This is a genomic window from Peptoniphilus grossensis ph5, from assembly GCF_000311825.1.
Lineage (GTDB): Bacteria > Bacillota > Clostridia > Tissierellales > Peptoniphilaceae > Peptoniphilus_A > Peptoniphilus_A hominis.
In genome coordinates this window covers 427,638-449,469 of the sequence record NZ_HE978567.1, presented here as the reverse complement: position 1 = coordinate 449,469, position 21,832 = coordinate 427,638, and the positions used below count along the sequence as shown (strand labels likewise).

The 21,832-nt window shown below is 35.1% G+C and carries 23 protein-coding genes; 19 read left to right on the top strand and 4 right to left on the bottom strand.

What is annotated here, in order from left to right; translation table 11 throughout:
* Positions 1-77: 77 nt before the first annotated feature.
* The gene (gene rd, locus HGPG_RS06400) at positions 78-239 is read right to left on the bottom strand and encodes a rubredoxin (protein ID WP_019125235.1); all 162 of its coding nucleotides are present in this window, start codon (positions 237-239) and stop codon (positions 78-80) included.
* Positions 240-405: 166 nt separating this feature from the next.
* Between rd and HGPG_RS06395 the strand changes: the two genes are divergently transcribed.
* Positions 406-798, top strand: a complete 393-nt coding sequence (locus HGPG_RS06395; protein WP_019125234.1) for an ATP-binding protein — start codon at positions 406-408, stop codon at positions 796-798.
* 110 nt (positions 799-908) lie between these two features.
* Here the strand turns inward: HGPG_RS06395 and pepD are convergent, their stop codons facing one another.
* Together pepD and tyrS are read right to left on the bottom strand one after the other, a co-directional pair.
* Entirely contained in the window at positions 909-2,300 is a 1,392-nt protein-coding gene (gene pepD / locus HGPG_RS06390) for a beta-Ala-His dipeptidase (protein ID WP_019125233.1), read from the bottom strand.
* 7 nt (positions 2,301-2,307) lie between these two features.
* The gene (gene tyrS / locus HGPG_RS06385) at positions 2,308-3,534 is read right to left on the bottom strand and encodes a tyrosine--tRNA ligase (RefSeq protein WP_019125232.1); all 1,227 of its coding nucleotides are present in this window, start codon (positions 3,532-3,534) and stop codon (positions 2,308-2,310) included.
* A gap of 203 nt (positions 3,535-3,737) precedes the next feature.
* Here tyrS and HGPG_RS06380 point away from each other — a divergent pair, with 203 nt between their 5' ends.
* The 15 genes from HGPG_RS06380 (at position 3,738) to citX (ending at position 16,564) form a co-directional block, all read left to right on the top strand.
* On the top strand, positions 3,738-4,928 hold the full coding sequence (locus HGPG_RS06380) for an NAD(P)H-hydrate dehydratase (RefSeq protein WP_019125231.1): 1,191 nt from the start codon (positions 3,738-3,740) through the stop codon (positions 4,926-4,928).
* A 136-nt stretch (positions 4,929-5,064) separates the two neighbouring features.
* Positions 5,065-5,322 carry a hypothetical protein gene (locus HGPG_RS06375; RefSeq protein ID WP_019125230.1) on the top strand — a complete coding sequence of 86 codons (258 nt, stop codon included), beginning with the start codon at positions 5,065-5,067 and terminating at the stop codon, positions 5,320-5,322.
* A gap of 10 nt (positions 5,323-5,332) precedes the next feature.
* Positions 5,333-5,605, top strand: coding sequence for a hypothetical protein (locus HGPG_RS06370; protein ID WP_019125229.1), 273 nt, complete (start codon positions 5,333-5,335; stop codon positions 5,603-5,605).
* Positions 5,606-5,738: 133 nt separating this feature from the next.
* On the top strand, positions 5,739-6,086 hold the full coding sequence (locus HGPG_RS06365; RefSeq protein WP_019125228.1) for a type II toxin-antitoxin system PemK/MazF family toxin: 348 nt from the start codon (positions 5,739-5,741) through the stop codon (positions 6,084-6,086).
* A gap of 145 nt (positions 6,087-6,231) precedes the next feature.
* Positions 6,232-6,984 carry a WecB/TagA/CpsF family glycosyltransferase gene (locus HGPG_RS06360; RefSeq protein WP_019125227.1) on the top strand — a complete coding sequence of 251 codons (753 nt, stop codon included), beginning with the start codon at positions 6,232-6,234 and terminating at the stop codon, positions 6,982-6,984.
* An 11-nt stretch (positions 6,985-6,995) separates the two neighbouring features.
* Positions 6,996-8,945, top strand: coding sequence for a transketolase (gene tkt / locus HGPG_RS06355; protein WP_019125226.1), 1,950 nt, complete (start codon positions 6,996-6,998; stop codon positions 8,943-8,945).
* A 60-nt stretch (positions 8,946-9,005) separates the two neighbouring features.
* Positions 9,006-9,905 (top strand): DMT family transporter, encoded by a 900-nt coding sequence (locus HGPG_RS06350; protein ID WP_019125225.1) that lies wholly within the window; start codon positions 9,006-9,008, stop codon positions 9,903-9,905.
* 92 nt (positions 9,906-9,997) lie between these two features.
* Positions 9,998-11,077 (top strand): hypothetical protein, encoded by a 1,080-nt coding sequence (locus HGPG_RS06345; protein WP_019125224.1) that lies wholly within the window; start codon positions 9,998-10,000, stop codon positions 11,075-11,077.
* Position 11,078: 1 nt separating this feature from the next.
* Positions 11,079-11,957, top strand: a complete 879-nt coding sequence (locus tag HGPG_RS06340; RefSeq protein WP_019125223.1) for a mechanosensitive ion channel family protein — start codon at positions 11,079-11,081, stop codon at positions 11,955-11,957.
* A complete protein-coding gene (locus tag HGPG_RS06335) occupies positions 11,944-12,168 on the top strand; it encodes a DUF951 domain-containing protein (protein WP_019125222.1) in 225 nt (74 codons plus the stop codon). The genes HGPG_RS06340 and HGPG_RS06335 overlap by 14 nt, the downstream gene beginning before the upstream one ends.
* A 1-nt stretch (position 12,169) precedes the next feature.
* On the top strand, positions 12,170-13,378 hold the full coding sequence (gene ilvA / locus HGPG_RS06330) for a threonine ammonia-lyase (protein WP_019125221.1): 1,209 nt from the start codon (positions 12,170-12,172) through the stop codon (positions 13,376-13,378).
* A gap of 195 nt (positions 13,379-13,573) precedes the next feature.
* Positions 13,574-14,017: an Hsp20 family protein gene (locus HGPG_RS06325; RefSeq protein ID WP_019125220.1), complete on the top strand. Its 444-nt coding sequence runs from the start codon at positions 13,574-13,576 to the stop codon at positions 14,015-14,017.
* Positions 14,018-14,245: 228 nt separating this feature from the next.
* A complete protein-coding gene (locus tag HGPG_RS06320) occupies positions 14,246-15,070 on the top strand; it encodes a triphosphoribosyl-dephospho-CoA synthase (protein WP_019125219.1) in 825 nt (274 codons plus the stop codon).
* A gap of 35 nt (positions 15,071-15,105) precedes the next feature.
* Positions 15,106-16,056 (top strand): [citrate (pro-3S)-lyase] ligase, encoded by a 951-nt coding sequence (gene citC / locus HGPG_RS06315; protein ID WP_019125218.1) that lies wholly within the window; start codon positions 15,106-15,108, stop codon positions 16,054-16,056.
* Positions 16,043-16,564, top strand: a complete 522-nt coding sequence (gene citX, locus HGPG_RS06310) for a citrate lyase holo-[acyl-carrier protein] synthase (protein ID WP_019125217.1) — start codon at positions 16,043-16,045, stop codon at positions 16,562-16,564. Before citC ends, citX begins: the two co-directional genes overlap by 14 nt.
* A gap of 79 nt (positions 16,565-16,643) precedes the next feature.
* Here citX and HGPG_RS06305 read toward each other — a convergent pair whose 3' ends face one another.
* A complete protein-coding gene (locus HGPG_RS06305; RefSeq protein WP_019125216.1) occupies positions 16,644-17,993 on the bottom strand; it encodes a CAP and S-layer homology domain-containing protein in 1,350 nt (449 codons plus the stop codon).
* 332 nt (positions 17,994-18,325) lie between these two features.
* Between HGPG_RS06305 and HGPG_RS06300 the strand changes: the two genes are divergently transcribed.
* The 3 genes from HGPG_RS06300 (at position 18,326) to HGPG_RS06290 (ending at position 21,788) form a co-directional block, all read left to right on the top strand.
* Entirely contained in the window at positions 18,326-19,513 is a 1,188-nt protein-coding gene (locus HGPG_RS06300; RefSeq protein ID WP_019125215.1) for an NADP-dependent isocitrate dehydrogenase, read from the top strand.
* Between the two features lie 117 nt (positions 19,514-19,630).
* The gene (locus HGPG_RS06295) at positions 19,631-20,482 is read left to right on the top strand and encodes a DUF6282 family protein (RefSeq protein ID WP_019125214.1); all 852 of its coding nucleotides are present in this window, start codon (positions 19,631-19,633) and stop codon (positions 20,480-20,482) included.
* A gap of 10 nt (positions 20,483-20,492) precedes the next feature.
* Complete coding sequence (locus HGPG_RS06290; RefSeq protein ID WP_019125213.1) at positions 20,493-21,788, top strand: SLC13 family permease; 1,296 nt, start codon at positions 20,493-20,495, stop codon at positions 21,786-21,788.
* Positions 21,789-21,832: the final 44 nt, after the last annotated feature.

Sequence of the window (21,832 nt, the reverse complement as noted above, 5' to 3'; positions counted from 1 at the left end):
TGCAAAACTCTAAAATATTTTATAAATTTGTAAAAACTTACACAAAAAAAAGAAGGCGTGAGCCTCCTTTAATATTATTATTCAGCTGGTTCAAAATCAGATTTTTCAGCTCCACAAAGTGGGCATACCCAATCTTCAGGAAGTTTTTCAAAAGGTGTTCCTGCTTTGATTCCATTGTCTTCGTCGCCTACTGCTGGATCATAAATATATCCACAAAGTGAGCATTCGTATTTTTTCATTCTATCTTCCTCCTAATAAAATTCTTGCTCTTTCAAGCCTAATTCAATTATAACAAATTGATAAATATAATACAGTAAAATTTTAAAATTAATAAAATTAGACAAAATCTTTTGAGTTTAAAGGGAAGAAGTATTGGGTAATTTCTAGGTAGATGGAGTGAGAACTATGGATACTTTATATAAATTTAAAGGATTTGTTAATAGCGATTTATCTTTAATAAAAAATTTTTTGGATTCAGCTATGAAGGATTTAAATCCCTATATAAGAGACCAAGAAAAATTATTTGATATAAAAGTTATTTTAAATGAACTAGTTGTCAATGGAGCAATGCATGGCAACAAAGAAGACCTAGATAAAAAAGTCTGTTTGAAATTAATTTTAGATTCTGATTCTTTAAAAATAATTGTAAAGGACGAGGGCAGGGGCGTGGACTTCGACACGGCTCTATATGACTGTACTCAAAAAAGATGCAATGGCAGGGGACTTTTAATAGTTGAGGCCCTTACTGACCAATTGATTTTAAATGACAACGAAGTAATAGCAATAAAAAAATTATAAACCAATACATATTTACTACAGAGAAGCCCTTAGGGCTTTCTTTTTTTGCCCTTAGATGAATTTTAAGGCAATAAAAAATGGCTGCCTCATGACAGCCATAATTTTTTTTATTAAAGAGCCTTTAAAACTTTTACAAGGTGGTCATAAACTCTCTTTGTTGAAGAAATTGAAAGATTTTCTTTTTGTGAGTGAGCTCCCCTAATGTCTGGTCCAATAGAAATAATGTCAAGGTCCCTATTCTTTTCGAAGAAGACGCCACATTCAAGTCCACCGTGAGTGAACTCTTCTTCCATTTCTTCTCCCTTCATTTCCCTGTAAATGTCCTTTACGATTTCTCTAAAGTGAGATTCTTTTTTGTATTCCCATTCAGGATATGGGTTTTCAAATTCAGCTTCTGCGCCAAATTTTTTCACTATATCCATATAAATATTTCCAAAGTCTTCAGAAAGTGATGAGGATGCAAATCTTAGTGAAACGAAAACATCTACTGTGTCATCAAGAAGTTTTGCTATGGCAAGGTTTGATGATGATTCAAGAACTTTTTTAGCCTCGTCAATAAATGTGTGAGGTCCAGTTGGAAGTTCAAGTAAATATTTTGCAAGCTTTTCAGTATATTCTGCTGTCACTACTTTTCCCTCATGAGAAATTTTTTCGCATTCTATAATTAATTCCCCTTCAACGCCATTAAACTTATCCTTTACAAATTCTATGGCATCCTTTAATTTATCTTCGTCACATACTAGAGAAACTTTACCTTCTCTTGGGATTGCATTTTGCTTTGTGCCGCAGTCAAGGGAAATTAATTTTGCATCATCAAGCTTATTTAAAATTTCTGCAATGACTTTTATCATGTTGCCCTTGTTGTTGGCAATTTCCATGCCAGAGTGGCCGCCCAAAAATCCGTGAAGCTTAAGTGCAAAAGCTTCGCCTGAGTAGTCTTCTCTTTCAAGCTTTAATTTTGAGTGAAGTAATTTTCCACCTGCAGATGAAACTGTTAGGATGCCTTCTTCTTCTGAGTCGATGTTGATTAAATACTTGCCTTCAAGATATTTTGCCTCAAGGTCCTTTGCTCCGTGCATGTCAGTTTCTTCGGACACAGTTACAATAATTTTTAGTGGACCATGTTCTTCTTCTGCAAGTGCCATTGCCATTGCAACACCAATGCCGTCATCAGCACCAAGTGTTGTTTCATTGGCATGAAGCTTGTCGCCATCAACTATTAGTTCAATTGGATCAGTTAAAAAATTGTGGTCTGAGTCCTTGCCCTTTTCGCAAACCATGTCCATGTGACCTTGCAAGATCACCTTTTCTCTATCTTCCATGCCCTTTGTAGCAGGCACTTCCATAATTATATTTAAAGAATCGTCTTGATAAACTTCATAGCAAGCATCTTCTCCAAATTTTTTTAGGAAGTCAGAGACAGCTTTTTCATTTCCAGATTCTCTAGGGATTTGTGATAATTTTTCAAAATAATCAAAAACTTTTTTTGGTTCTAAATTCATATTAACCTCACTTTAAAATAACCTTGTGGTAAACTTTCTTGCCCTTTCTAATTATTATTTCTCCATTTTTGAAATCATCCTTAGTAAGTTCAAGCTTAGGGTCGCTTACTTTTTCATCGTCAAGGGAAACTCCGCCTTGAGTAATTAGTCTTCTGCCTTCAGAATTTGTCTTAATGAGACCAAGTTCAGTCATTAAATTTAAAATTCCAACAGGTTCAGCAAATTTTTCTGCTGGCATTTCTGTTGCAGGAATGTCTTCAGAATCTTTTTCTCCACCAAAAAGTGAATGTGAAGCATCAAGGGCAGCCTTAGCAGCTTCTTCGCCGTGAATGTCCTTTACAACTTCGTAAGCCAAAACTTCTTTAGCCTTATTTATTTCAGCGCCTTCTAATTTTTCGTATTCAGCAATTTTATCAAGTGGAAGCATAGTTAGAAGCTTCATAAATTTAATTACATCACGATCGTCACAGTTTCTTAGGTATTGGAACATTTCGTATGGAGTAGTCTTTTCTGGATCAAGCCAAATTGCTCCAGCCATAGTCTTGCCCATCTTGATACCAGCTGCAGTAGTTAGAAGTTTAAAGGTCATGGCATAAACTTTGTCATTTTCTAATTTTCTTACGAGCTCATAGCCGCCAAGTATGTTTGACCATTGGTCTGAGCCGCCAACTTCTAGCTTACAGTGGTGCTTTCTATATAGATACAAGAAGTCATAAGATTGCATAAGCATGTAAGAAAATTCAAAGAAAGTAAGTCCTTGTTCCATTCTGTTTTTGTAGCAGTCAAATTGTAGCATCCTATTTACAGAGAAGTGAACGCCAATTTCTCTAACAAATTCCAAGAAATTTAACTTTAAAAGCCAGTCAGCATTGTTTTCGATGTAGCCCTTGCCTTCAGAAAAATCTAAAAATTGTGAAATTTGTTCCTTAAATCTGTTGGCATTGTAGTCGATAGTTTCTCTGTCCATGAGAGTTCTCATGTCGCTCTTGCCAGATGGGTCGCCAATAGTTGTAGTTCCACCGCCAAGTAGAGCTATTGGAATGTGACCTGCTCTTTGCATGTGTTGCATTACTCTAATTTGAATGAAGTGACCAAGAGTAAGTGAGTCTGCAGTTGCATCAAAGCCAACATAAAAAGTTACAGGCTCTCTGCCAAGCATTTCTCTAAGTTCATCTTCATAAGTGCATTGGTCTAGGTAACCTCTCTCACTTAAAATATCATATACATTTTCCATAAATTCCTCCAAAAAAATAAAAAGAGACCAGGGGATGAAAGGACGCATTCGTGGTACCACCTTTCTTCGCCGAGGCCTCAAAACTTATTAGACTCCAATATTGTAATTCAGCTTGCGCTTACTGTATATCTTCACCGTCTTATATTCATACTATTTATGATATAATAATCGAAAATAAAGAAATTGTCAAATGGGGTGAGACTTTGATAGGCATAGATATAGTAGAAGTAAATCGAATAAAAAAAATAATGACTGACCATGAAAATTTCTTGGCAAAAGTTTTTAATGAAGATGAAATAAAGAGAATAGAAGAGAGAAAAAATCCCTACGAGAGAATAGCAGGCATGTACGCTGCAAAAGAAGCAGTGGCAAAGGCAATGACAACGGGCATTGGTAAAATTTCCTTTCATGATATAAAAATAAAATACATAAAAAATCTTCCTCATGCTGAAGTTTTTGACAAAAAATTTTATTTATCCATTAGCCACGAGAAAAATTATGCAGTGGCTGTGGCAAAATTATGTGAAGATGATTTTGCAGGAAAAAATTTTGAGGAAAAAATGATTTTAGATGCAGAGATAAAAGCCCTTTGGAAAAATAGAGATGAGGACACTCACAAGGGTGACTTCGGAAAGATAGCCATAGTGGGCGGCTCTCTTGGCATGACAGGTTCATCCTATCTGTCATCAAATGCAGCCCTAAAAGCAGGGGCAGGTCTAGTCTATAACATAGTGCCCAGAGAAATTTTTGATATCATGTCCATAAAATTCATCGAGCCAATAGCAAAGACTTTTGATGATTTAGATGAAATGGAGAAATTTTTAGATGGCATAGACGCCATAGCCATGGGACCAGGCATGGGTCTTGGCGAATATGCCAAAGGTGTTTTTGAAAAAATAATAAAGACAGAAAAAAATATCTTAATAGATGCCGACGGACTAAATATTTTGTCGAAAAACCTAAATCTCTTGGAAGAGAGAAAAGACTTCACTACAATTTTAACTCCTCACGAGGGAGAGTTTGCTAGGCTCACTGGTTTATCTCTTGAAGAAATAAAAAATAATCGTAAGAGACTTGCAGTAGACTTCGCAAAAAAATATAAGCTGATTTTAGTTTTAAAGGGGCACAAGACTATTGTCACAGATGGAGAAAAAGTCTATATAAATAAAACAGGAAACTCTGGCATGGCAAGTGGAGGCTCAGGCGATGTCTTGACGGGAATAATTTCTGCCTTTATGAAAAATTATGACCTATTTGACGCGGCAAGGCTTGGAGTTTATGTTCATGGACTTGCAGGCGATATCTACGCAAGAAAAAATTCCAAGACCAGCCTAAGGGCAAGGGACTTAATAGAAAACCTAAGCACAGTTTTTAAAAATTTTGAAGAAAAATAAATTTGTTTTTCCTTTTTTTAGATTTATAATAAAAGTAAAGCAATGTAACCTAAACTCTGATTAAATGTTTACATGTAAATATTAAAAGAGCCGAAAATTAATTTATTATAAAAGTGAAGGTAGATGAAGAAATTTTATGAAATCATATCCATTTAAGGTCCATGCCTTTTGGCAGATCCTAAACATTTTTGTCCTAATTACAATGTCAGAGTCTGTCAAAAATCATAGAAGTCCAATAATTGTAGCCTTGCCAGGTTTGTTGGCTCTTGTTTTAAATTTGATTTGGATAAAAAAAGAAAGGGACAATTGGAGCAAGGGATACAAGATAGCCATGGGTATTTATGTAGTAGTTTTAATTTTATTTACAATTAGCATGGTTAGGATGTCAATGTAAAGGAGTTATTATGTTTAAAAATAGAAAAATACTTTTTATAATTTTATTTGCTCTAGATATTTTTTATACATATCTTGCAATCACTGGAGTGGCAGAATTCTTTCACCAGTTTAGAGGACCAATCTATGTACAAGTGCTTTGGTTTGTAGTAGTTTTTGCGCCATCAATTGTTCATTACCTACCAGGAGGAACAAAATATAATTTAAAGGAAACAAAGAAATATACCATTCCTTTATTAATTATGATTGCAATAAATTTTGTCATGCCAATGTATTTGAAATAAATTATTAAATATTTGTAAAAAATAAATTTAATTTCTATTATTAGTATATATTTACGAAAATTGTGTTAGAATAATATAAAGGTTGTTCATAGTTCAATCTTTAAAATCTCTCTCGCCTAAAAGGTGAAAAATTATGATGATAAAAAGAGGGGATATATTCTATGCCGACCTGTCGCCAGTTATTGGTTCTGAACAGGGAGGAGTAAGGCCCGTAGTTGTTGTTCAAAATGACATTGGTAATAAATACTCGCCTACTACAATTGTTGCGGCAATTACATCTCAACTTAACAAGGCGAAGTTACCAACCCATGTTAATGTGAGAGCTAAAGATGTTCCGCTTCCAAAGAATTCTGTAATTCTTTTGGAGCAGTTGAGGACAATCGATAAAAAGAGGTTGAGAGAGAAAATCGGTAAATTCGGCAAAGACGTTATGGATGAGGTTGACGCTGCAGTAAAAGTAAGTTTAGCGATGAAATATTGAACAGCATACATATTTAAAAGACTAGGTCTCATTTGATCTAGCCTTTTTCTTTTACAGAAAATCTTTAAAATTTATAATCCTTGTAAAATTATTTATTTATAGAAATAGAGCTACCTATGTGATAAACTTATTAGCGGAGAGATATATGGAAAAAGTAAAAATTTTTGGAGTTGAAATTTTTAATATTGATAATAAAGAGTGTGAAAATATTTTAAGGGACTTCTTAAAGACAGAGGGTCTTAAAAAAATTTACACGCCAAACACTGAGATTGTCATGGCAGCCAAGAGAGACGAAGAGCTTAGGCATTTAATTAATTCTGGCGATTTAATTTTGGCTGATGGCATTGGTCTCATCCACGCATCGAGAATGAGAAAGAAGCCTTTAAAGGAAAGGGTCACAGGTTTTGATACTTCTATTAAACTTCTTGAGCTGGCAGATGAGATGGGACTTAATTTATATTTTTTAGGTGGCAAGGAAGGCGTAGCAGAGGATGCTGCAAAGTCCGTCAATGAAAAGTATAAAAATCTTCATGTGGCAGGTTATCACAATGGTTATTTTAACTCTAGGATAGATGGCGAAACTTCGCCGGAAGAAAAAAAGATAATTGAAGAGATAAATTCAAAGGATATTGACATCATCTTCGTGGGTTTTGGTTTTCCCCGTCAGGAAAAGTGGATTGACGAATTTAAAGATGATTTAAAGGCAAAAGTTATTATTGGAAATGGTGGCGTCCTTGATATTTTATCTGGCAGGGCAAATAGGGCGCCAGAGATTTTTATTAAGCTTGGGCTGGAATGGCTCTACAGGCTTATAAAAAATCCATCTAGGATAAAGAGGCAAATTGATTTGCCAAAGTTTTTGTTAGCAGTTATGAGAGATAAAAATTCAGTTGAGTGAGGAGTGGAATTTTGAATATCGAAAATAAAGCAGTTAATACTATAAGAATGCTGTCAGTGGATCAAATTGAAAGTGCAAACTCAGGTCATCCTGGTCTTCCACTAGGCGCTGCCCCAATGGCTTACGCACTTTTTAAAAATCATTTAGTGAGAGATTCTAAGGACTTAGATTGGAAAAATAGAGACAGATTTATCTTGTCTGCAGGGCATGGGTCTGCTCTTTTATATTCACTTTTCTATTTATTTGATTATGGCCTAAGCCTTGATGATTTAAAAAACTTTAGACAACTTGACTCAAAGACTCCAGGTCATCCAGAGTATGGTCACACTAGGGGTGTTGAGGCAACTACTGGTCCCCTTGGTCAAGGTATTGCTATGGCAGTTGGTATGGCTATTGCAGAAGAAAAACTTGCAGCCCTTTACAACAAAGATGATTTAAAACTTGTAGATCACTATACTTATGCCCTAGTTGGCGATGGATGTTTAATGGAAGGAATTTCCAACGAGGCATCTTCCCTTGCAGGCACATTAAAATTAAGTAAATTAATTGTCCTTTACGATTCAAATAAAATTTCCATTGAAGGCTCAACTGACCTTGCCTTCTCAGAAGATGTTCGCAAGAGATACCAAGCTCTTGGCTGGGATACTTTCCTTGTAGAAGATGGAAATAATTTAGAAGAAATAAATGAAAAAATTGAAGAGGCAAAAAAATCAGAAAGACCAGCACTAATTGAAGTGAAGACAAAAATTGGCTACGGATCACCTAGAGAAGACTCTGCAAAGGCTCACGGCGAACCACTTGGTCAAGAAAATAGAAAGTCAACTCGCGAGTTTTTTGAACTTCCTGACCAAGATTTTTATGTGGCAGATGATGTGAGAGACCACTTCAAAAAAATTGTAGAAGAAAATACAAGAAAAGCTACTGAAAAGAAAAATCTTGAAGAAGAATACGCTAAAAAATATCCAAAGGAATATGAGGACTACAAGGCTTCCTTTAATCCAGAAAAGAAGGAACTACTAGAAGATTCTTATTACGATTCTTTCACTAAGGACATGGCAACTCGTAGCGTTTCTGGAGAAGTTTTAAATAAAATTGCAAAAGATAATATTCACATTTTTGGTGGCTCAGCAGATTTAGGTCCATCAAATAAGACTATGTTAAAGGGCGAAGAATATTTTTCAGCAGAAAATAGAGCCGGCAGAAACTTGACCTTTGGCGTTCGCGAAAATGCCATGGGAGCCATCACTAATGGAATCCTACTTCACGGCGGACTAAAAACTTATGCGGCAACATTTTTAGTATTTAGCGATTACTTAAAGCCAACAATTAGACTTGCTGCCCTAATGAACTTGCCTAATGTCTACATCTTCACTCACGACTCCATTGGAGTTGGCGAAGACGGACCAACTCATGAACCAATTGAGCACTTGGCAATGCTAAGATCAATTCCTGGCATCATTGTTTTGAGACCAGCTGATGGAAGAGAGACTGCAGCAGCACTTAACCTTGCCTTCAACTCTAAGAACACACCTGTTGTTCTTGCCCTTTCAAGACAAAACTTGCCACAACTAGAAAATTCATCAAGGGATATCATGAAGGGAGCCTACATTATAAAAGAAGAAGAGGGCGACCTAGAAAAAATTGTAATTGCAACAGGCTCTGAAGTTTCTCTTGCTCTAGAAGCAGCAGAAGGACTTAAGGGAGTGCGTGTGGTTTCAATGCCTTCTATGGAACTTTTTGATGGGCAATCTTCTGATTACAAGGAAAAAATCCTTCCTTCAAAAATAGAAAAGAGAATTTCTCTTGAATCACTTTCATCCTTTGGCTGGCACAAGTACATTGGCACAAAGGGCATGGCAATTGCCATTGACACCTTTGGCGCAAGCGGCAAGGGATCAGAAGTCTTTGAAAGATTTGGCTTCACAGCAGAAAATATTAAGAGAAAGATAGAAGAATTTTAAAATAAAAAATAAAAGGGAGGGCGACCTCCTTTTTTATTTAGGAAAAACTGAGAGGTAAAGATGAACTTAATTAAAGAAAAAAGATGGGCGATAATTTTTTCTCTTATGGCAATGCTCCTTTGGGGTTCTGCCATTCCCCTCATAAAGCTGACCTACCTTCACGCAGGCATCCTCCCCGATGATCCTGGTGGAAAAATTTTTATTGCAGGAATTAGATTTTTTATGGCGGGACTCTTGACCTATATATACTTTTTTATTTTCAACAAGGAAAAAGTTGAGAGGGACAAAATAAATTTCAAATTCATAATAATTTTGGCGCTAATACAGACCACACTCCAGTACAGCACCTACTACATTGGTCTTTCCAACACACTAGGATCACTGGCAGCAGTCATTCAGGCATCCAATGCCTTTATAACTGTAATAATTTCTGTAATTTTAATTGCCGACGAAAAACTTACGGGAAGAAAGCTTGCAGCCCTAATTATTGGCTCTCTTGGCTTAATCATAATAAACCTAAAGGATAGAGGGAGCTTTCATTTTAAGCTTACAGGTGAAGGATTTATTTTAATCGCCACAACACTTAACGCTCTTGCGTCAGTTTTAATAAGAAAATATGGAAGAGACCAAAATTCCTTTTTGATGACGGGGACACAATTTCTCCTTGGAGCGACTCCCCTTATAATCATTGGTGCCTTGACTCACACATCCCTTGTGAACTTTGACCTTAAGCTCTTTCTCATGCTGTCTTACGGCGCCTTTATATCAGCCACTAGCTTTACAATTTGGACATCAGTCCTACAGACCCACAGCGCTAGTGAGTTTGGAGTTTATAAATTATTTATTCCGATTTTCGGGACGATTTTATCTGTCCTAGTCCTCGGTGAAGAGCTCACAATATATATAATACTTGGACTAATTTTTGTCCTACTTGGCGCAGTGGTCTTAAATAAAAAATAAAGGATTAAGAGATGTTTAAGGCATCTCTTTTTAATTGCAAAAAAATGTAAAAATAATTTTATAAATGTTATAATTAAGTCGGGAGTGATATTTTGAAATTAAAGAAAAATCACGCAATTATTTTAGTTTTATTATTAATATTTTTTGGATTTATATATTTTAACCACAAAAATTTTTCCAAGGACAGAACCATTGTTAGGCTTAAGGGTGTAAGTGTCAATGAGCCCATAGAGGACTTTTCCATTTCATCTAAGTCAGTTTTTTTGTGGGCTGATCCTGTTTTATACATAACAGATAGAGACGGCAACATTATAAAAAAAATTCAGAGAGAAGACGAAAATATCGAGGCATTTTTTGCCAACAACTACGCTTTTTTGTATGAAAAGGACTTGGGCAAGGTCCACATGTATTCTGAAATGGGCGAGCTCCTTTCTACAACTGATGTAAAGGGCGAAGTTTTTAATATTTCCTACGAAAATGCAAATATTATCTTTCATGTAGTTGACGAGAATAATGAAATTTTATACTTAATGGGCAACGACTCCACTCTCACAGAAATTTACAGGACGGGAAATCAAATTTTAACTCACGACATTTTAGATTCAAAAAATCTTTCTGTTGCTGAGATAAAAAATGACGCCAGTGGCTACTCTTCCCTTCTTTATTCTCTCCACAAGGGAAATAAAAAGAGCCAGGTCTTAAATCACGAGATAGTATTTTTTGTGAAAAAGGACAAGAGGTCTGTCCTCGCCCTTACAGACAAGGCGATTTATAGGTTTATGGACGCAGGCAAAATATATGAGGCGAAGATCCCCAATGTCTCCGATGTTTTAGTGGAGGGAAGGGACACTTATCTTCTTCACTCAGGCATTATCACCAAGTATGATTATGCCCTAAAGCCTGGCGAGAAAAAAATAATTGCAGCCAATGTCAACAAAATGGAAAATGTCTCTGGCTCAATTTATGTCTATGGACCTAGCGATGTTGGTGGAGAGATAGGAAATCGTGGAGAGTTTTACACGAGACTTGGCTACTCTCTTGACAAAATAAAAATCAACGGACTTTTAATTGGCGCCCTTAGAAATGGCGAGCTAAATCTTTATTCCGTTGTCAATTCAAATACAGTGAGAGAAGATGAAAATAGAATAGAAACCACTTATAAAGAGGTGTAAGGTGAATTTAGAGAAAAATACAAGCGCTGTTGCAAATGAAGCTGATGCAGCCCTTCAGTCTACCTTTGGAGGACTGGGCTCTTGGCAGAGGTTTGCTGTAGTTGCCGCCATAATTATTGGAATTTTTATAATTTTACAAATTATAGATGGTTTTATTAATAGACAATTAAATTCGGAAAAGATAAAGGAAAAGGGATCCTACAACAGGATTGTCACAGTTGCAAATTTAATAAAGAGAATAATAAAAGTTGTCTTAATTTTTATAGGCATAACAATAATCATGAGCGTCTTTGAAATTTCCATTGCGCCCATACTTGCAACTCTAGGTGTCTTTTCACTGGCAATAGGTGTTGGCGCCCAAAATCTTGTCAAGGACCTCATCAATGGATTTTTTATTATCTTTGAGGACCAGTACTCTGTTGGCGACTTAGTTGAGATAGGAGACATTGAAGGCGTAGTCGAAGATGTGGGTCTTAGGGTTACAAAGATTCGCGACTTCAATAAAATTCTTCACATAATTCCCAACAGCAATATCTCCATTGTCTCCAACAAGGAAAGGGCAAATGTGAGGACGAGAATTGATTTTTATGTGGACAATTCTTGCGACCCATCCTTGGTAAGTGAGAAAATAAAGGAAGCCCTAGAAAAATATAGGGACCACGAGGACATGGTATTGGGGCCAAATCTTTGGGGAGTTACTGAAAATGCCAAGGACGCCTACATGATGAGTCTTGTCTACTATACAAGGCAGGGCGACCAATACGACCTTGAATATGCAATAAGAGCAGAGATTTTAAAAACCATGCAAAGAGAAAAAATAAAAATGCCAATTATTAGAAATAAATTGATACAAAGGGAGGACAGTGATGCTATACTATAATTTGGGTGACATCGTTACGCTAAAAAAGGGACATCCCTGTGGCGAAAATAAATGGGAGATAGTGAGAAAGGGCGCCGACATAAAGTTGAAGTGCCTAGGTTGCGAAAGAATCATTTGGATGAGCCGAATGGATTTTGAAAAAAGGGTTAGAAAAATTTTAGAAGATGATAAATTTGTTAGCATAATCCATCACAAGAAAGAAGGAGAATAAAATGGATGTAAAAGAAATTTATGATGCCAAGGAAAGATTAAAGGGTCACATTAAGGAAACGCCAGTAGTTTATGCCCCAAACCTAGGAGAAGATGTTTACTTAAAAGTAGAAGTTTTGCAAGACACAGGCTCTTTTAAACTAAGAGGAGCTTATAACAAAATTGCAACACTTACTGACGAAGAAGCAGAAAAAGGTGTTGTAGCTTGCTCTGCAGGTAACCACGCTCAAGGTGTTGCAAAATCAGCAACTGAAAGAGGAATAAGATCTATCATTTGTATGCCATATCACGCACCACTTTCCAAGGTTCAAGCAACAAGAAACTATGGAGCAGAAGTAGAACTTGTTAAGGATTCCTTTGACGACGCAGCAGCTTATGCAGCAAAACTTTCCAAGGAAGAAGGCTTCACTTTTATAGCACCTTTTGACGACGAAAAAGTTATTGCAGGTCAAGGAACTATTGGACTTGAAATTTTGGAAAAACTTCCTGACACAGACATTATAGTTGTGCCAATTGGCGGCGGCGGACTTATTTCTGGTATCGCCCTTGCAGCAAAGAGCATCAACCCTAACATAAAAATCATTGGAGTTCAAACAAAAATATCTCCAAGCATGTATGAATCTATTAAAGAAGGAAAAATTTTAACAGTAAAGGGCGGCTCAACAATTGCCGACGGTATTGCAGTAAAAACTCCAGGAAAACTTACTTTTGACATAGTTAAGGAATATGTTGACGAAATAGTATTGGTAACTGAAGGAGAAATTTCATCCGCAATTCTTACCCTTCTTGAAAAAAATAAAATTATAACAGAAGGAGCAGCAGCTTCAACTGTAGCAGCCTTAATGTATAAGAAATTTAACCACAAGGGCAAAAAAGTTTGCTGCGTACTTTCTGGCGGCAACATTGATGTAACAAGAGTTTCAAAGGTTATAGAAAAGGGTCTTTACAAGACTAACAGAAGAATGGAACTTAAGATCAAATTAAATGACCAACCAGGAGAAATGACTCGCATGACAAAACTTCTTGAAAGAGAAGGAGCAAACATAGTTAAAATTGGTCAAAACATAGATGTAGTTGGAGATACAATTGATTCCATGATAGTTAACCTAGTTATTGACACAAAGGACAAGGCACATCAAGAGCAAATAATCACAGCCCTAAACCAAGACTTCTATGTATTTAAGGCAAATTATAACGACACACAATTTTAAATAAATTAACTTAAAGAGGAAGAGGGCGAGAGCCTTCTTTTTTCTTTTGCAAGAAAAGTTAAAAAATTTTTTAAAGAAAGGTCAAAAAAAGTCAAAAATACTATTGACATTCTTTGACCAATGCCCTATACTATAAATAGTTAGCAGATGAGTTCATCGGCTGCTAATAATTTAAATATAAAGGGGAGTTTTTAAATGAGTATTAGACCATATGAAAAAAATAATTTGAGAGATACAAGATTTGATGATTTTTATGACATGATAGATTCTTTCTTTAACGACGACTTCACACCTCAAAAGGCAATGAGAGCTGCAACTTTTAAGGTTGATGTTATTGACGAAGACAAGGACTACAAAGTTGAAGCTGAACTTCCTGGATTTTCTAAAGATGAAATCGACATAGACTTTGAGGAAGGCAAGCTTACAATTACAGCTGAAAAAAATGAAGAAGTTAATGAAGAAAACAAGGAAAAAAATTACATTCACAGAGAAAGAAAGTCATCAAAGATGATGAGAAGGATGTTCTTTAAAGATATAGACGAAGAAAATATGTCTGCAAAACTTGAAGGTGGAATTTTGGAAATTACAATTCCTAAAAAAACTGAAGAAAAGAAAAATAAAAAGATTGAAATTAAATAATCTTTTATAAAAATTTAGAAAAATTATAACTTGATAAGTACAAATTAGAATATTCATAAATAATCTAAAAAGAATAATTTAAGACCGAGGGCGACCTCGGTTTTTTTGTGGCATAAAAATTTGATTAAATATAATTTAAAATTTTTTATCAAAATAAAGCTGTCGACCCTACAAAAATAAAGGGTAGATGAAAATTTTTTTATTTATTATAATGAAATTGGAGGCTTTATGATAAATTCAGATATTATTGCGAGACTGTCCACCTATGCACTCATCTATGAGGTGTCACTCAGCCCAAAGCCTGGGCTTGTCACTTTAATAGATCAGGGTGCCCACGTGGACATGGATTACATAGATTTTATAAATTCAGCTTTAGTTCTTCACGATTACTTTAAAATCGCCTATGAGCTTGGCGAAAAGTCGGCAGGCGAAGACTATAGGGAGCTCAGAAAATTTGGAGTAATTTATGAAGAGAAGATGAAAAGGGCGACGGGTGGTGCCAACACCCACAAGGGAATTATTTTTTCTCTGGGACTTATGGTCTACGCCACTGCCATAGAAATAAAAAAAGAAAATTTTTCCTTTGAAAAAATTATTGCCAGGGTTGCCTATTTGAACCGAGGAATTACTGATGAGTTAAATAAAAAATCTGCCACAAGTCATGGGGAAGAAAATTTTAAAAAGTATGGCGTCAAGGGCATAAGAGAAGAGGCTGAAGAGGGCTTTGCAAAGGCCCTTCTCGGCTTAGAATTTTTGAAGAAGGCTGAAAAAGAAGTGAACTTTGACTACGCCCTTACAGGCACCCTTTATTATTACATGACCTTTATTGAGGACTCAAATATTATAAAGAGGGGCGGCATGGAAGGACTTGAATTTTTAAAAGAACGTGCCAAGTATGTCCTTGGGAATAAGCTTTACATGACCTCAGAGGGCATGAGGGAGATTGAAAAAATTAATGGAGACTTTAAAAGGAGAAACTTAAGCCCAGGTGGCTGTGCCGACTTTTTAATTTTAAGTCTTTATTTTTATCTATTGGAGGATTACATTGATTGAGTATAGACAAGTGATGAAATTCGAAAAAAAAGAATGTGGAAAATTTTTTAAAGGACTTTGACATTAATTATGAAAAAGATGTGGACTACACTCTTGCTGCCTTTGATGGTGACAAAATTGTGGGCACAGGTTCAGCTGCTGGAAGAGTCTTAAAGTGCTTTGCCATTGACGAGGCCTACCAGGGCATGGGCATAACCAACGCAATTATAACAAGGCTAATAGCTTATCAATATGAAAAGGGCGAGAGTCACCTCTTTATCTTCACAAAGCCAAAAAACATAAAAATTTTCTCTGACTTCGGCTTTTCTCTTGTGGAAGAGACTGATGATGTGGCGCTACTTGACAATAAAATAGAAGAACTTCATCAAATTTTAAAAAGCATGAAAGATGATAGGGAGTCTGGGGCAATAGTAATAAACGCAAACCCCATGACCAAGGGGCACCTCTACTTAATTGAGACTGCCAGGAAGATGACGGACCTCCTCCATGTTTTTATGGTGGAAGAAGATGGGTCAACTTTTCCCTATGAATTTCGCTATAAAATCGTGGCAGAGGAAGTTTCTAAGCTTGATAATGTAATTCTTCACAGGGGCAACGACTACATCATTTCAAAAAACACCTTCCCAACCTATTTTTATAAAGACGAGAAGACAATTTTAAAGGCATATTCAGAGCTTGACACAAAAATTTTTGGAAGCTACTTTGTCAAAGCCTTAAACATTAAAAAGAGATTTGTGGGCACAGAGGACAAGGATGTGGTGACAAAACATTACAATGAGACAATGAAGAAAATTTTGCCACAATATGGAGTAGAGTTGGTAGAAATTCCTAGAATAGAAAGTGGCGGCGAGGTAATTTCTGCATCACGGGTTAGAAAACTTTTAAAAGAGAGAAAACTTGAAGAAGCCTATAAGTACTTGCCTGATGCCACAATTTTGGCACTAAAATCAGAGGAAGGGCAGAGGATAATAAATGAAAGACTCTAAAATTATTGCCATGAGAGAAATGCTTGAGGCAAAGGAAAAGAGATACTACAAGATAAAAGCCTTGACGGAAAAATATGACCTGCCAGTCCTATCCTTTATGCTTAATATTCCTGGCGAAGAAAAAAATTTTCATGAGGCAGTGGCTTTTCATGAAAAATATATAAAGAAGATAAAAAAATTTTTAGAAGATAACAAAATAAAAATTATATTTGAAGAATATCAAAACCTAAAAACTGGAATGGAATACCTTGCAGTCCTTGGTGGAGAAGGAAAATTTATAAAAGAAAAAATGATTGAGCTTGAAGAAAAGAGCCTTGGCGGAAGACTTCTCGACATCGACATCTACGACAGGGACTTCAGACAAATATCAAGGTCAAGCCTGGGACTTGCCGAGAGAAAGTGCATAGTTTGTGATGACATAGCAAGGACCTGCATCAAGGAAGAAAGACACAGCCTAGATGAGTTAAAGGAAAAAGTAAGGGAAATTTTAAAAAGTGAAAAAGAATAAAACAACCCCCAAAGATTATAAGAGACATAATCTTGGGGGTTTTTTATCAATAATCTATATAGTATTTACTATTTCCAAATCAGTCAAAGCCGTCAAAGTTTCCAAAACCATTATCGTCGCCAAAGTCATTCTTCTTACCATAGTCCCTATAGTCTCCCCTAAAAAGAGTTGTCCCAACAATAAAGTAGCTATTTTTACCAAGGCCGCCTTTTCTTATATTATTGCTTGCTCGGACTTGAACACTTAGACAAGTATAGTTAGGATCCATCATATTGTCTCGATGACCTGGAGAATTCCACCAATTTGTATAAAACTTTTCTGCCATTGCCTTTTCATCAGTCAATATCTTATTAAGATCTGCCATCATTTCATCGCCGCTATAGGAATAAGCCAGATTAGCGAGATTTTCACCACGAGTAGTTGTTTTAAGTTGAGGCTCTAAATAATCCACAGCTGTATCCCACTTGCTTCCATCTAAGCGAACATGACTCCTTCCGTTGACAGTAATGGAACCATATTTTGCCAACTCTTCAGAACGAGCAATGCATCCCCTATCTAAATCATCAGCCCAGCTAAGAGGATTGAGGCCTAATCTTTGACGGTCTGCATTTACCAGACTTAAAAACTCTTGATGAAATTTATCGTGGTTAAAACTTTCGCCACTGTTAAAGGAATTTATTGTTTCTATATTGCTTTTTCCAACAGTTTTTTTATTTTCAGCATTATTAGTAACAGGATTAGGATTTTCTGATGGATTTGTGCCAATATATCCAGGTAAGTCTATTTCAATTGTTTCCTTCCCATTCTTTTTAGAATTTTCCAAGGAATTTAACTGTGAAGGCTTGCCTTCATTTGATAAAGAATTAAAAATCATGACGAATACATCGCCACGAGGAGCATAATCATTGGGATTAAAATTTCCAATGCCACTATTTGGTCCAATAATTCCCATGGAATTTGCCCAATTTATCCAGGAAGATGGCCATGTTGCCTTATCCACATCAGACTTAGTCAAGTCAGCTTTGTTAGCAGCAACTAAAATTTTTAAAATTTCAGCATAGGTAATATTATTAGAAGCTTTAAAACTTCCATCGGGATAGCCAGCAAGGGCAGGAATGCCTTGTGGATTTTTTATTTGACAGGCAGCTTCAACATAGGACCTAGCCCAATGATCCATGTCTAGGTCCTTAAAAACTTGCTTGCCACTAGCCTTGGCATTTACGTCCTTTATTTGCGTAAGGACAACAGCAATTTCTGCACGAGTAATGTTTTTCTCTAGACCAAGACTTCCGTCAGGATAACCCTTCACCACGCCAGAACTTTTTAAAGCATCAATTTTATCATTTCTTTCAGATGCCAGGACTGAACTTGGAATCAAAAGACTTGTAGACAACAAAATTACAGAAAAGATTTTACAAAATTTTTTCATTAAATTCTCCTTAAAATTTGACTTATATAAATAAATATTTTTACCAGACTCAAGGGCATTAATAGAAAATAATCACTTAAAACCTTGATATTAGTATAAGTGATTTGAGAAACTTATGCCACAAAATAAGCTAATAAATATAAAAAAGAGAAAAATATTTTCAAGAAAATAACAACCTAAAATAGAAATGGAATAACTTGTAGTATTTGATGAAGAAGGAAAATTTACAAAGGAATAAAAATACATATAGGCATACTCTATACCTACACTTGTTTTTTAATATTAGTTTTATAAGGGGTGTTTTGATAGAATTTTTACAAGAGGTGAATATTTTGGAAAAAATTAAAATGAAAAATCCAATAGTTGAAATGGATGGAGATGAGATGACTAGGGTCATCTGGAAAGACATAAAAAAAGAATTACTTGAACCTTACATTGATTTAAATCTTGATTACTATGATTTATCAATGGAAAATAGAAATGACACTGATGACGAGATTACGCTTGATTCTGCAAAGGCTGTAGGAAAACACAAGGTAGGCGTTAAGTGTGCTACTATCACAGCCAACGAAGACAGAGTAAAGGAATTTGACCTAAAAAAAATCTATCCATCGCCAAATGCTACAATAAGAGCATATCTTGACGGAGTAATGTTTAGAGAACCTATTACCTTTGATTGTTTGGACATTTTAATCCCAACATGGAAGGAACCAATAGCAATAGCAAGGCATTCCTTTGGAGATATTTATGTTTCAAAATCTTTTAGCCTAAAAAAAGGCGAAGAATTAAATGTTTCAATTAATGGAGAAAATAAATATTCATATAAACCAGATTACGATGCAATATTTTTAACTCAATATAACAAAGTTGAGTCAATAAAATATTTTGCACATGAGTGTTTTAAATATGCACTTGAAAAAAAGATGAATTTAATTTTTTCAACTAAGGACACAGTAGTTCCAGGTTATGATTCTGTTTTTAAAGAAATATTTAACGAAACTTTTGAAGAATATAGAAAAGAATTCGAAAAGAATGGATTAGTTTACAATTATTACTTAATCGATAATGCCATAGCACAAATAATGAAATCAAAGGGCAACATTCTTTGGGCTCTAAAAAATTATGACGGCGATGTAATGAGTGATATGATTTCTGCGGTTTATGGATCACTATCACTGATGGAATCTTCGATAATTGGAAACGGAACTTATCTATATGAAGCAGCACATGGAACAGTAACTGATCACTACAGAAGATATCAAGAGGGTGAGATCACTTCAACAAATTCAGTTGCACTAATATTTACTTGGGCGTCTGGCATTGAAAAGAGGGGCCAACTTGATGGAAATAAAGAATTAGAAGAATTTGGTGTAAAATTAAAGAAAGCTGTTAGAGTCACTATAGAAAATGGATTTATAACAGGCGATTTAATATCAAGTTATAATAAAAAAGATTACGTAAAAGTAAATTACATTGAATTTATAGAAAAGGTAAAAGAATTTTTAGACAAGTCTCTATAAATTATGAGAGCAGGCTAAAAATATTTATATGTATAGGATAATTTTATATGAACTATTGAAAATACATATTTTAATAGTTTCTTATGAAAGTATATTATGTAACAAAGGAGGAATTATATGGACTTTATGAAGGGTGTTATAGATATGCATGTTCACTCTAATCCAGACTTGAGAAAAAGAAGGTACGACGACTTTGAGCTAACAGATGCTGCTGTAAAAGTTGGGGCTAGAGCTATAGTAATAAAAACACATCAGGGCACTACAGTGGATAGAGCATATCTTTGTAATAAGTACAAGGAAATCGTTTATAAAGATAGCGATGACTTTACAATGCTTGGGAGTGTTACACTAAATAGGCAAATTGGTGGAATAAATCCTTGGGCTGTAGAAAGCGGTTTGAAATTAGGTGCCAAGGTCATATGGTTACCAACAGCTTCTGCAAGAAATCACATATATAAAATGAAGGGTGATTTAACAAATGCTGTTGATGTGATAAGAGATGGAAAAGTAATCGAAGAACTAAAAGATGTATTTAAATTAATAAAGGATCATGATGCTGTATTGGCAACAGCACATGTTTCACCAGAAGAATGCTTTGTTGTCGTTGAAGAAGCAAAGAAACAAGGACTAGATAAAATTGTAGTTACTCATCCTGAGTGGTGGGTTGTTGACATGACGTTAGAAGATCAAATAAAAATCGTAAAAGACTATGATGTTTATTTAGAAAGGTGTTATGCATCAAATATGGGTGGAGGTAAGTATAAAAGCAATTTACCTTCTAATCTAGAATGTATTAAAGAGGTTGGAGCAAAAAATGTTATAGTATCAACAGATGGCGGTCAAGTTGAAAATCCAAATTGGGAAATTGCACTTAATGAATATATAACATATTTATATGAGAATGGAATTTCAGAGGAAGATATTTTTACTATGACAAGGAATAATCAAAAGAGATTATTAAATTTATAAAGGTGATATTATGCTTAGTTTATTAATAGTTTTAGCTATATTAGTAGCTGTAATAGTAGGATATAAAACAAAAATTAATACAGGTTTAGTCGCAATGGCTTTTAGTTACATAATAGGAGCATTTATAATGGGACTTAAACCAAAAGAAATAATAGCCGGATGGCCAATAACAACTATGTTTGTAATATTTTCAGTTTCACTATTCTATAATTTTGCATTATTGAATGGAACTCTTGAAAAAACGGCAAGATTTTTGTTATATTCATGCAGAAAATTTCCAGCATTGTTGCCCTTTGCTTTATATTTTGCAAGCGCTATAATTGCGGCATTAGGGGCAGGATTTTTCACAGTTATGGCATTCATGGCGCCAATAACTCTTTTAATATGCAAAGAAGCCAAGATGGATGAGCTTATTGGAGCTGTAGCAGTTAATTGTGGAGCTCTTTCGGGAGCCAATTTTATGACAAGTGGCAGTGGAGTAATTTTTAGAGGATTAATAGACGAAACAGGTTTGCTAAATGATTCATTTAGTATAAGCATAGTAATATTTATTTCTAGTGTTATATTTTCTCTTCTCTTAATATCCTTATTTATGGTTATTGGTAAAAAGAAAATGGGTGAAATTAATTCAGAAAACTTCACTAAACCAGAAAAATTTACTGAAAAACAAAGATTAAATTTATGGTTAATGATATTCATGATAATCATACTACTTTCTTTCCCTATACTAAATATATTACTACCAAATTCTGAATTAATATCTTACATAAATTCAAAAATGGATGTAGGATTAGTAGCGATAATATTCTCACTAATAGCACTATTCACAAAGATGGCAGACGAAAAAGAAGCCATTTCTAAGGTGCCTTGGAATACTATAATTATGATTTGTGGGGTTGGAATGTTAATTAGTATTGCTATAAAAGCAGGCACTATAGACTTGTTAGCTTCTTGGGCAAGTGGAAATCTACCGGTATGGATAATTCCTCTAGCTTTTTCATTGATTGGAGCTATTATGAGTTTCTTCTCTTCAACTTTGGGTGTAGTTTGTCCAGCTTTATTCCCAATAGTTCCTATTATTTCACAAGAAACTGGAATAAGCCCATTGATATTATTCACAGCAATAGTGATAGGAGCTCAAAGTTCTGCAATTTCACCATTCTCATCAGGGGGAAGTTTAGTTCTTGGATCATGTTCAGAAGAAGAAGAAAGAGAGACTATGTTCTCAAGACTTTTATTTATTGCTGTACCAATAAGTGTAATATCATCTACGCTTTTCAATTTTATTTTAGGGTTAATTTTATAATATTTTATGGAAAAGGATTGTGTATTTTATTGCACAGTCCTTTT

Coding starts and splice junctions, on each gene's coding strand:
- tyrS (WP_019125232.1), bottom strand. CDS start 3,534: ATGGAAAATGTATATGATATTTTAAGTGAGAGAGGTTACCTAGACCAA.
- citX (WP_019125217.1), top strand. CDS start 16,043: ATGAAAGACTCTAAAATTATTGCCATGAGAGAAATGCTTGAGGCAAAG.
- HGPG_RS06370 (WP_019125229.1), top strand. CDS start 5,333: ATGTTTAAAAATAGAAAAATACTTTTTATAATTTTATTTGCTCTAGAT.
- HGPG_RS06290 (WP_019125213.1), top strand. CDS start 20,493: ATGCTTAGTTTATTAATAGTTTTAGCTATATTAGTAGCTGTAATAGTA.
- HGPG_RS06325 (WP_019125220.1), top strand. CDS start 13,574: ATGAGTATTAGACCATATGAAAAAAATAATTTGAGAGATACAAGATTT.
- HGPG_RS06305 (WP_019125216.1), bottom strand. CDS start 17,993: ATGAAAAAATTTTGTAAAATCTTTTCTGTAATTTTGTTGTCTACAAGT.
- HGPG_RS06365 (WP_019125228.1), top strand. CDS start 5,739: ATGATGATAAAAAGAGGGGATATATTCTATGCCGACCTGTCGCCAGTT.
- rd (WP_019125235.1), bottom strand. CDS start 239: ATGAAAAAATACGAATGCTCACTTTGTGGATATATTTATGATCCAGCA.
- HGPG_RS06395 (WP_019125234.1), top strand. CDS start 406: ATGGATACTTTATATAAATTTAAAGGATTTGTTAATAGCGATTTATCT.
- HGPG_RS06320 (WP_019125219.1), top strand. CDS start 14,246: ATGATAAATTCAGATATTATTGCGAGACTGTCCACCTATGCACTCATC.
- HGPG_RS06360 (WP_019125227.1), top strand. CDS start 6,232: ATGGAAAAAGTAAAAATTTTTGGAGTTGAAATTTTTAATATTGATAAT.
- HGPG_RS06375 (WP_019125230.1), top strand. CDS start 5,065: ATGAAATCATATCCATTTAAGGTCCATGCCTTTTGGCAGATCCTAAAC.
- ilvA (WP_019125221.1), top strand. CDS start 12,170: ATGGATGTAAAAGAAATTTATGATGCCAAGGAAAGATTAAAGGGTCAC.
- HGPG_RS06295 (WP_019125214.1), top strand. CDS start 19,631: ATGGACTTTATGAAGGGTGTTATAGATATGCATGTTCACTCTAATCCA.
- HGPG_RS06335 (WP_019125222.1), top strand. CDS start 11,944: ATGCTATACTATAATTTGGGTGACATCGTTACGCTAAAAAAGGGACAT.
- pepD (WP_019125233.1), bottom strand. CDS start 2,300: ATGAATTTAGAACCAAAAAAAGTTTTTGATTATTTTGAAAAATTATCA.
- HGPG_RS06350 (WP_019125225.1), top strand. CDS start 9,006: ATGAACTTAATTAAAGAAAAAAGATGGGCGATAATTTTTTCTCTTATG.